Source organism: Comamonas sp. SCN 65-56 (assembly GCF_001724135.1).
GTDB lineage: Bacteria > Pseudomonadota > Gammaproteobacteria > Burkholderiales > Burkholderiaceae_C > Comamonas_C.
Map to the genome: position 1 here is coordinate 1 of NZ_MEDS01000037.1, position 9438 is coordinate 9438.

7 protein-coding genes are annotated in these 9438 nt (G+C 64.7%); 5 read left to right on the forward strand and 2 right to left on the reverse strand.

The window, feature by feature from the left end:
• Positions 1 to 312: MmgE/PrpD family protein (locus ABS45_RS17010; protein WP_291557989.1), on the reverse strand; the 312-nt coding region annotated here is incomplete at its 3' end.
• A 155-nt stretch (positions 313 to 467) separates the two neighbouring features.
• Positions 468 to 3086, reverse strand: a complete 2619-nt coding sequence (gene acnD, locus ABS45_RS17015) for a Fe/S-dependent 2-methylisocitrate dehydratase AcnD (protein WP_291557991.1) — start codon at positions 3084 to 3086, stop codon at positions 468 to 470.
• A 283-nt stretch (positions 3087 to 3369) separates the two neighbouring features.
• On the opposite strand from acnD, the gene ABS45_RS17020 reads away from it, so the two are divergent.
• The 5 genes from ABS45_RS17020 (at position 3370) to ABS45_RS17040 (ending at position 9379) form a co-directional block, all read left to right on the forward strand.
• Positions 3370 to 3588: a hypothetical protein gene (locus ABS45_RS17020; protein WP_291557994.1), complete on the forward strand. Its 219-nt coding sequence runs from the start codon at positions 3370 to 3372 to the stop codon at positions 3586 to 3588.
• Complete coding sequence (locus ABS45_RS17025) at positions 3572 to 4489, forward strand: hypothetical protein (RefSeq protein WP_291557997.1); 918 nt, start codon at positions 3572 to 3574, stop codon at positions 4487 to 4489. The genes ABS45_RS17020 and ABS45_RS17025 overlap by 17 nt, the downstream gene beginning before the upstream one ends.
• Before the next feature lie 97 nt (positions 4490 to 4586).
• Entirely contained in the window at positions 4587 to 6977 is a 2391-nt protein-coding gene (hsdR, locus tag ABS45_RS17030) for an EcoAI/FtnUII family type I restriction enzme subunit R (RefSeq protein WP_291558000.1), read from the forward strand.
• A gap of 12 nt (positions 6978 to 6989) precedes the next feature.
• The gene (locus tag ABS45_RS17035) at positions 6990 to 8582 is read left to right on the forward strand and encodes a class I SAM-dependent DNA methyltransferase (protein WP_291558002.1); all 1593 of its coding nucleotides are present in this window, start codon (positions 6990 to 6992) and stop codon (positions 8580 to 8582) included.
• A 20-nt stretch (positions 8583 to 8602) separates the two neighbouring features.
• A complete protein-coding gene (locus ABS45_RS17040) occupies positions 8603 to 9379 on the forward strand; it encodes a restriction endonuclease subunit S (protein ID WP_291558004.1) in 777 nt (258 codons plus the stop codon).
• Positions 9380 to 9438: the final 59 nt, after the last annotated feature.

The window sequence follows — 9438 nt, forward strand, 5'->3', positions numbered from 1 at the left end:
GGTGTCGTTGAAGTCCAGCCAGCGGATCGCCGCGCCGATGTCGAACGCGGCCTTGACGGGATCCAGCTGGAAGCCGGTGCCGGGCACGCGCGCGCCGTTGTCCAGCGTGGCGCCGGGCACCACCGGCCCCAGCAGCTTGGTGCAGGCCGGGTGCTCCAGCGCTTCCAGCGCGCAGCCCAGCGAATCGATCAGCACCAACCGCGCGCTGCGCCAGGCCAGCGCGGAGGCGGGTTGGAAATCGCGGACGTAGTCGACGATGTCGACCAGCACCTCGTCCCATTCGGCCCTGGAAGACGGCACAGGCAAGGACATGGCGGCACTCCCGTTTGAATCAGTACCGTAATGGTACTCTTTCGCGGGTGCCGGCGATGTGCCTGCGGCCGGCGCGCGGCGGCAAGCCGGCCGCGCAGGCCACATGCCCATTGCGTGGGCGCGCGTGGCCTTTTGGTTCTGACGCGGCTGCGAATTCAGCCCGCGCTGTTGGCTGCGATGAAATCCTGCGCGAACCGCTGCAGCACCCCGCCGGCGGCGTAGATGTGCACGTCCTCGTCCGAATCCAGCCGGCAGGTGACCGGCACTTCGACGGTGTCGCCATCGCGGCGGTGGATGCGCAACGTCAGCGTTGCGCCCGGCGCTGGCGTTCCGGCGACGTCGAAGGTCTCGCTGCCGTCGATGCCCAGCGTCAGGCGGGTGATGCCGGGCTGGAACTGCAGCGGCAGCACGCCCATGCCGACGAGGTTGGTGCGGTGGATGCGTTCGAAGCCTTCGGCCACGATCGCCTCCACTCCCGCCAGCCGCACGCCCTTGGCCGCCCAGTCGCGCGAGCTGCCCTGGCCGTAGTCGGCGCCGGCGATGATGATCAGCGGCTGGCGGCGCTGCATGTAGGTTTCGATCGCCTCCCACATCCGCACCACCTTGCCCTCCGGCTCGATCCGCGCCAGCGAGCCCTGGCGCACGCTGCCATCGTCGTTGCGCACCATCTCGTTGAGCAGCTTGGGATTGGCGAAGGTGGCGCGCTGCGCGGTGAGGTGGTCGCCGCGATGGGTGGCGTAGGAATTGAAGTCTTCTTCCGGCAGGCCCATCTTCGCCAGGTATTCGCCGGCGGCGCTGGAGGGCAGGATCGCGTTGGACGGCGACAGGTGGTCGGTGGTGATGTTGTCGCCCAGCACCGCCAGCGGACGCATGCCGCGCAGCGTGCGCTCGCCCGCCAGTGCGCCCTCCCAGTAGGGCGGGCAGCGGATGTAGGTGCTCATCTCGCGCCAGTCGTACAGCGGCTTGGCCTGCTGGCCGCGCGCGCGCGGCGCGAACATCGGCTCGTACACCTTGCGGAACTGCTCGGGCTTGACGCTGGCCTTCACCACCGCGTCGATCTCGGCATCGCTCGGCCAGATGTCCTTGAGCCGCACCTCAACGCCGTCGGCGTCGATGCCCAGCACGTCCTTCTCGATGTCGAAGCGCACGGTGCCGGCAATGGCGTAGGCGATCACCAGCGGCGGCGAGGCCAGGAACGCCTGCTTCGCATAGGGATGGATGCGGCCGTCGAAATTGCGGTTGCCGGACAGCACCGCGGTGACGTACAGGTCGCGTTCGATCACTTCCTGCTGGATGGCCGGGTCCAGCGCGCCGCTCATGCCGTTGCAGGTGGTGCAGGCGAAGCCGACGATGCCGAAGCCCAGCTGCTCCAGTTCGCCCAGCAAACCGGCGTCCTCCAGGTACAGCTGCACCGCCTTCGAGCCGGGCGCCAGCGAGCTCTTCACCCACGGCTTGCGGGTCAGCCCGCGCGCATTGGCGTTGCGCGCCAGCAGCGCGGCGGCGATCACGTTGCGCGGGTTGGAGGTATTGGTGCAGCTGGTGATGGCGGCGATGATCACCGCGCCGTCGGGGATCAGCCCGCGGGCCTCTTCGTCGCGCGCGGCATCGAGCTTGGTTTCGTCGGCGATGCCGCGCTCGGCCAGCGCGTCCACCGGCAGGCGGCGGTGCGGGTTGCTCGGCCCGGCCAGCGTGCGGGTGACGCTGGAGAGATCGAAATGCAGGGTGCGCTCGTAGCGCGCATGCAGCAGGTCGTCGGCCCAGAAGCCGGCGGTCTTCGCATAGGTTTCCACCAGCGCCACCTGGGTGTCGTCGCGGCCGGTCAGGCGCAGGTAGTCCAGGGTATTGCCGTCGATGAAGAACATCGCTGCGGTGGCGCCGTACTCCGGCGCCATGTTGCTGATCGTGGCGCGGTCGCCGATGGTCAGCGCGGACGCGCCTTCGCCGCGGAACTCCAGGTAGGCGCCGACCACCTTTTCCTTGCGCAGGAATTCGGTCAGCGCCAGCACCACGTCGGTGGCGGTGATGCCCGGGCCGGGCTTGCCGGTGAGTTCCACCGCCACGATGTCGGGCAGGCGCATCATCGAGGCGCGACCCAGCATGACGCTCTCCGCTTCCAGGCCGCCCACGCCCACCGCGATCACGCCCAGCGCATCCACGTGCGGGGTGTGCGAATCGGTGCCCACGCAGGTGTCCGGGAAGGCCACGCCGTCGCGGGTGTAGATCACCGGCGACATCTTCTCCAGGTTGATCTGGTGCATGATCCCGTTGCCCGCCGGGATCACGTCGACGTTGTCGAAGGCCAGCCGGCACCACTCGATGAAGTCGAAGCGGTCGGCGTTGCGGCGGTCCTCGATGGCGCGGTTCTTGGCGAACGCCTGCGGGTCGAAGCCCGGCGCTTCCACCGCCAGCGAGTGGTCCACGATCAGCTGCACCGGCACCACCGGGTTGACCTGCGCCGGGTCGCCGCCGGCCGCCGCGATCGCCTCGCGCAGGCCGGCCAGGTCCACCAGCGCGGTCTGGCCGAGGATGTCGTGGCAGACCACCCGCGCCGGGAACCACGGGAAATCCAGGTCGCGGCGGCGCTCGATCAGCTGCAGCAGATAGTCGTTGATCCGGGTCGGCTCGGCCTTGCGCACGATGTTCTCGGCATGCACCCGCGCGGTGTACGGCAGGCCGGCCCAGGCGCCCGGCTTGAGCGCTTCCACCGCCTCCCGCGCGTCGAAGTAGTCGAGGGCGGTACCGGGCAGGTACTTGCGGTAGCTGGTGTTCATCATGGCGGGCAGGCAAGGGGTCGAACGGACCGCCTATTCTCGCGCATCGCGGCGGGGCCTGCCCCGGCCTCCGTACAATGCGCCGCGTGAACGCCTCGCCCGCCATTCCCGCCGACCAGTTGCGCCTGTCCGTCGCCCCGATGATGGACTGGACCTACATTTCGAAAGTGTATCTTTAAATCAATTACTTATGTGATCGACGGTAGAGGGTGTTGCAATAACGATTCATCACGCACGTAGATCGCGGTCAGGATCTGTTGACATCTTTGTTGATAAGTTTGTGCATATGGAAGATCATCCCGCGAACCTAGGGGAGAGAGGCAGCGCCATGACTGGCTCGGCGATGAACGCGTTTGACGACGCTGAAGCACTGTACGACCAGTACGCAAAGCTGTCGGCATTGGGGGACCTCGCACTTCTGGGGGACACGAAAGATGACCGGGTGATCATTGCCTCGGTCAGTCCCGTGATGTGCGAGAACTACGCGAATGCCATCGTGGGTTGAACTCCGAGACCAGTTCGACGCGCAGCTGACAGATCAGGAAAAGCTCCAGTGGCTAGAAGCTCAGCTGCAGGCCGCGCTTCAAGAAATCTCGAGGCAGCGCGACGGCCGTAACGTCATGTTCTATGCGTCGGCCTTTATGCAGAAGCCGGCGGCACCGAGTTACATGACTATGCTGATGATGGATGACATCAACGGCTTGATGGCGTGTATGCACAACATGACGTGGGAGCGAAATCTCACCCTTGTGCTGCACACGCCTGGGGGCGTACCTGGGGCAGCGAACGCCCTAGTTGAATACATGCATTCGAAGTTCGCCGACATCGAAGTGGTCGTGCCGACATTCGCAATGTCCGCAGGCACCATGATGGCGTTGGGCGCGAATCGCATAGTCATGGGTCGCCAGAGTCAGCTGGGGCCGATTGACGCTCAGATGCAAACGAAGCACGGGTCTGTCTCGGCGGGCGCTGTCCTGGAGACGTTTGGTCGCGCCCGAAGTGAGATATCTGACAATCAGAGCATGGCCCACCTTTGGCATCCGATTCTTCAGTCAATGGGCCCCTCCCTGATCCAAGAAAGTGGAAACGCCTTGGAGTATGGCGAGGTCATGGTCAAGGGATGGCTTGCGAAGAGGATGTTTGCTGGCCGTCCAGACGCAGCTGAAAAGGCGGCTGCTGCCGCACGGCATTTCAATGCGACAGAAGTGCATAAGGATCACTCAAGGCGTATCGATCGTGACGAAGCTCGGTCAGTCGAGCTGTCGGTAGAGAGCTTGGAGGACTCCCAGCCGTTGCAGGAGGCAGTTCTGACTGCGTATCACATCATGTCGATGAATTTCACGGTGACGAAGGCGGTAAAAATCTTCGCTAACCACATGGGTGTGACTTGGCAGAAGAACGCTTAGTGGGGAGGCCTTGAGCACTCCAAGCCGCGGAACGCGTTGAGCCGCAATAGAGGGGGCGCGCTCGCGTGAGGGGTTCTGAAAATGCCAAAGAAACACCATGCGTGAATCGTCACCGCTGCTTACTGAGGCCGACACCTGCCGCGAGCTGGTGACGCCTGCTATACGGCTGGCCGGCTGGGGGCAAGCCCCCTACGCCATCGGCGAGCAGCACCAGATCACCGACGGCCGAATTCTTCTGATCGGCGGCAAGGCGCGCCGCGCCAAGCAGCGCCGGGCGGACTACCTGCTCTACTACCGGCGCGACTTCCCGATTGCCGTCGTGGAGGCCAAGGAGGCCGGTCTGCCGGCCGAGAACGGCGTCCAGCAGGCACGCGAGTACGCGCAGTTGCTGGGCCTGCGTTTCGCCTACGCGACCAACGGCCGCCGCATCATTGAAATCGACTACACGACCGGCACCGAGCGCGAGGTCGATCGCTACGCCACGCCCGAGGAGCTGTGGGCGCGCCTGAACGGTGCGAACGGGCTTCCGGCGGCGGCGCAGGCGCAATGGCTGGAGCCCTACAACCTCACGTCCGGCAAGATCCCCCGCTACTACCAGGACGCGGCCATCCGCAGCGTGGTCGAGGCCATCCTGTCCGGTCAGAAGCGGGTGCTGGCGACCTTGGCCACCGGTACCGGCAAGACCAGCGTCGCCTTCCAAGTGTGCTGGAAGCTCTGGAACAGTCGCTGGAACCGCAGCGGCGAGTACCGCCGCCCGAAGATCCTGTTCCTGGCCGATCGCAACATCCTGGTCGATGATCCCAAGGACAAGGACTTCATCCACTTTGGCGATGCCCGCCACAAGATCACCGGCGCCGATCCCAGCCAGGCGCGGGACATGTACTTCGGCATCTACCAGGCCCTGACCACGTCCAGCGAGGACGTGTTCCGGCAGTACGCCCCGGATTTCTTCGACCTGATCGTCATCGACGAGTGTCACCGCGGCTCTGCCCGCGACAGCAGCAGCTGGCGCAAGGTGCTGGACTACTTCTCGGCGGCCACGCACTTCGGCATGACCGCCACCCCACTGCGCGAGGAATCCCGCGACAGTTACGAGTACTTCGGCAACCCCGTCTATACCTACAGCCTGCGACAGGGCATCGAGGACGGCTTCCTCGCGCCCTACCGGGTGCATCGCGTCATCACCACGGTCGATGCCGCCGGTTGGCGTCCGAACCGCGACGAACTGGACCGTTACGGCCGCGAGATTCCGGACGAGGAATACCAGACCAAGGACTTCGAACGGGTCGTGGCCCTGCGTGCACGCACGCAGGCAATGGCCAAGCATCTTTCCGACTTCATGCGCGGTACCGACCGCTTCGCCAAGACCATCGTCTTCTGCGTGGATCAGGAGCACGCGGCCGAGATGCGGCAGGCGCTGGTGAACCTCAACGCCGACCTCGTGCGCGACTACCCGGATTACGTGTGCCGCGTGACCGCGGACGAGGGCGCCATCGGCCTTGCCCACCTGCACAAGTTCAAGGATGTCGATGAACCCACGCCCGTCATCCTGACCACGTCCCAGCTGCTGACCACCGGCGTGGATGCCGAGATGGTCAAGAACGTGGTCCTGGCCCGTGTCGTTGGCTCACGGCCGGAGTTCAAGCAGATCATCGGCCGCGGCACCCGCCTGCGCGTGGATTACGGCAAGGAGTTCTTCAACATCATCGACTTCACCGGCACCGCGACCCAGCACTTCGCGGACCCGGACTTCGACGGCGAGCCGGCGCGCATCGAGCAGGTCACCATCGACGATGAAGGCGAGGTGGTCGAGAAGGAACTGAGCGAGACCGACCCACCGCCCGAGTACCCGGAAGTCGAATCCGAGGACGATCCGGAAACCGCCGGCGTCACCAGCACGGAATCCGACGAACCGCGCAAGTTCTACGTGGACGGCGGCAAGGTCGAAGTCATTGGCCATCTGGTCTACGACCTGGATGCCGACGGCAAGAAGCTCCAGGTGGTGCGCTACACCGAGTATTCGGCCCGGACCGTGCGCTCGCTGTTTCCGAACCGAGACGAGCTGAAGTCGAAGTGGGCCAGCCCGGATACCCGCATCGAAGTCCTGCGCGAGCTGGCAGAGCGCCACATCAGCTTCGATGAGTTGGTGGCGTCCACCGGCCATCAGGACGCCGACGCCTTCGACCTGCTCTGCCATCTGGCTTGGAACGCACCGCTCCTGACCCGTCGCCAGCGCGCCGAGCAGGCGCGCAAGCAGGCCGAAGACCAGTTCTTGAAATATGGCGACATTGCCCGCGATATCCTGCGCCTGCTGCTCGACCGTTACGTCGAGCGCGGCGTGATCCAGTTCAACCGCCTGTCGGACCTGTTGAAGGTGGACCCCTTCGACCGCTACGGCACCCCTTCCGAAATCGCAGACCGCCACTTCGGCGGCGTGCCCGCCCTGCGCGAGGCCGTCACCCGACTGCAGGCGACGCTGTACCAGTAAGCAGAACGCGCAATGCTCCGTACCAAGAAGGCGAAACCCGCCCAGACTACTGCCCAGCAACTCTCCGCCCTGATCAAATCCGTGCGCCAGATCCTGCGCAAGGACAAGGGTCTCAATGGCGACGCCGACCGTCTGCCTTTGCTAACCTGGGTGATGTTCCTGAAATTCCTCGACGACCTTGAAATCCGAAAGGAGGAAGAGGCCGCGATGGATGGCCGCGACTACGAGCCGCTGATCGAACCGCCGTACCGCTGGCGCGACTGGGCCGCGCGCCCGGACGGCATCAACGGCGACGAGCTACTGGCCTTCCTGAGCCAGGACAAGGCGCCCGGCCCGGACGGCAAGCGCCGGCAGGGTCTGTTCGCCTACCTGCGCTCGTTGGCCGACCGTGAGGCCAACGGCGGCCAGCGCCGGGTCATCTCAAACGTGTTCAAGGGCGTGCAGAACCGCATGGTCAGCGGCTACCTGCTGCGTGACGTGCTCAACAAGATCAATCAGATCCACTTCAGCAGCAGCGAGGAGGTCCACACCCTCTCGCACCTGTATGAGTCGATGCTGCGCGAGATGCGCGACGCGGCCGGGGACTCGGGCGAGTTCTACACACCGCGACCGGTGGTTCGTTTCATGGTGCAGGTCACCGACCCGCGGCTGGGCGAAACCGTGCTCGACCCGGCCTGCGGCACGGGCGGTTTCCTGGTCGAAGCCTTCGATCACCTCAACCAGCAAATCAAAGGCGACACCAAGCAGCGCGAGCTGCTGCATCAGGCGACTGTATACGGCCAGGAGGCTAAGCCGCTGCCGTACATGCTGGCCGAGATGAATCTGCTGCTGCATGGACTGGAGGCACCGCAGATCGCCTACGGCAACACCTTGGCCCAGCGGTTGAACGAGATCGGCCACAGCCAGCGCGTGGACGTGATCCTGACCAATCCGCCCTTCGGCGGCGAGGAGGAGGCCGGTATCAAGGCCAACTTCCCGCCCAACCTGCAGACCAGCGAAACCGCGTTGCTTTTCCTGCAGTACATCATGCGCATGCTGCGCCACAAGGACGCGCCCATCCCAGCCCACGGCCGCCTGCGCAAGGCCGGGCGCGCAGAGCGCGGCGGACGCGCCGCCGTGGTGGTTCCCAATGGCACCCTGTTCGGCGACGGTGTGGCCGCGCTGATCAAGGAGCAGCTGCTCAAGGACTTCAACCTGCACACCATCGTGCGCATGCCGCAGGGCGTATTCGCGCCCTATACGGACATTCCGGCCAACCTGCTGTTCTTCGAGCGCGCCGGGCCGACCAGGGACATCTGGTACTACGAGATTCCTCTTCCGGAAGGTCGCAAAAAATACTCCAAGACCGCGCCCATGCAGTTCGAAGAGTTCGCCGATTGCCTGGCGTGGTGGAAGAAGCGCAAGGAGGGACCGCAGGCGTGGAAGGTCAAGGCGAGCGAGGTCGCCAAGCGCGGCTACAACCTGGATCTGAAGAATCCCAGTGCGAAGCAGGGCGTCGAGCATGTGCCGCCGGCGGAGTTGGTTGCACGGATGCGTGGGAATGAAGCGGAAGTGCAGAAGCTGTTGGGGCAGATCGAGGCGCTTGTGGCCGAGGTTGAAGCGTGAGCAATTGGCCACAAGTGCCCTTGGGCGAACTGCTGTCCCGTGCCGACTCGCCCGCGGATCTTGCCCCAGATACGGAATACCACGAGGTCACGATTCGGCTGTGGGGTAAGGGTGTCGTCAGTCGCGGCAAGGTCCGTGGGGCAGACGTAACAACCGCCCGCCGGTTCGTGCGCAGTGGCCAGCTGATCCTTTCTAAGATCGATGCCCGCAACGGGGCATTGGGCATGGTTCCGTCTGAGCTTGATGGGGCGATTGTCAGTAACGACTTCCCTTCGTTCGAACTGCAGGAAGCTGGAGGATGCTTGCCTGGGTTCATGAGCTGGCTCGTCCAGTCCGAATCATTCGTCGATCTTTGCAAGGCATCCAGCGAAGGGACGACGAATCGAGTGCGGATCAAGGAGGATCGCTTCCTTCAGCAGAGAGTCCCACTTCCCTCGCTGCCCGAACAGCAAGCCATCGTCGTCCGCCTTGATGCCTTGGCCGACAAGACCCGACAGCTGACCGCCCACCTCGACGCCATCGAGGCTGATGCCGACCAGCTGCTGGCCCAACAGTTCCGGGCGGCCATCGCCGATGCACCGTATCGCCCGATGTCCGACGTTGCGCCACAGGAGAAGCGTCAGGTAGTGCTGGATACCGACAAGCGTTATCGCGAAGTCGGCGCACGTTCTTTCGGAAAGGGGCTGTTCGTCAAGCCGGAATTCGACGCTGCGGAAGCGACGTGGGAGAAGCCCGTCTGGATCCGGTCCGGTGATCTTGTGCGTATTTCGCTGATCGTGACCGCGCGTTTCGCTTGATCGTGACCGATGTCGGTGGGGTCGTTGTGCGCGGGGTTTAGTGTAAGTCAGCGGTCACG

Excerpts from the sequence above, each read along its gene's own strand:
- acnD (WP_291557991.1), bottom strand. The coding sequence starts at position 3,086 with ATGATGAACACCAGCTACCGCAAGTACCTGCCCGGTACCGCCCTCGAC.
- ABS45_RS17020 (WP_291557994.1), top strand. The coding sequence starts at position 3,370 with ATGGAAGATCATCCCGCGAACCTAGGGGAGAGAGGCAGCGCCATGACT.
- ABS45_RS17025 (WP_291557997.1), top strand. The coding sequence starts at position 3,572 with ATGCCATCGTGGGTTGAACTCCGAGACCAGTTCGACGCGCAGCTGACA.
- hsdR (WP_291558000.1), top strand. The coding sequence starts at position 4,587 with ATGCGTGAATCGTCACCGCTGCTTACTGAGGCCGACACCTGCCGCGAG.
- ABS45_RS17035 (WP_291558002.1), top strand. The coding sequence starts at position 6,990 with ATGCTCCGTACCAAGAAGGCGAAACCCGCCCAGACTACTGCCCAGCAA.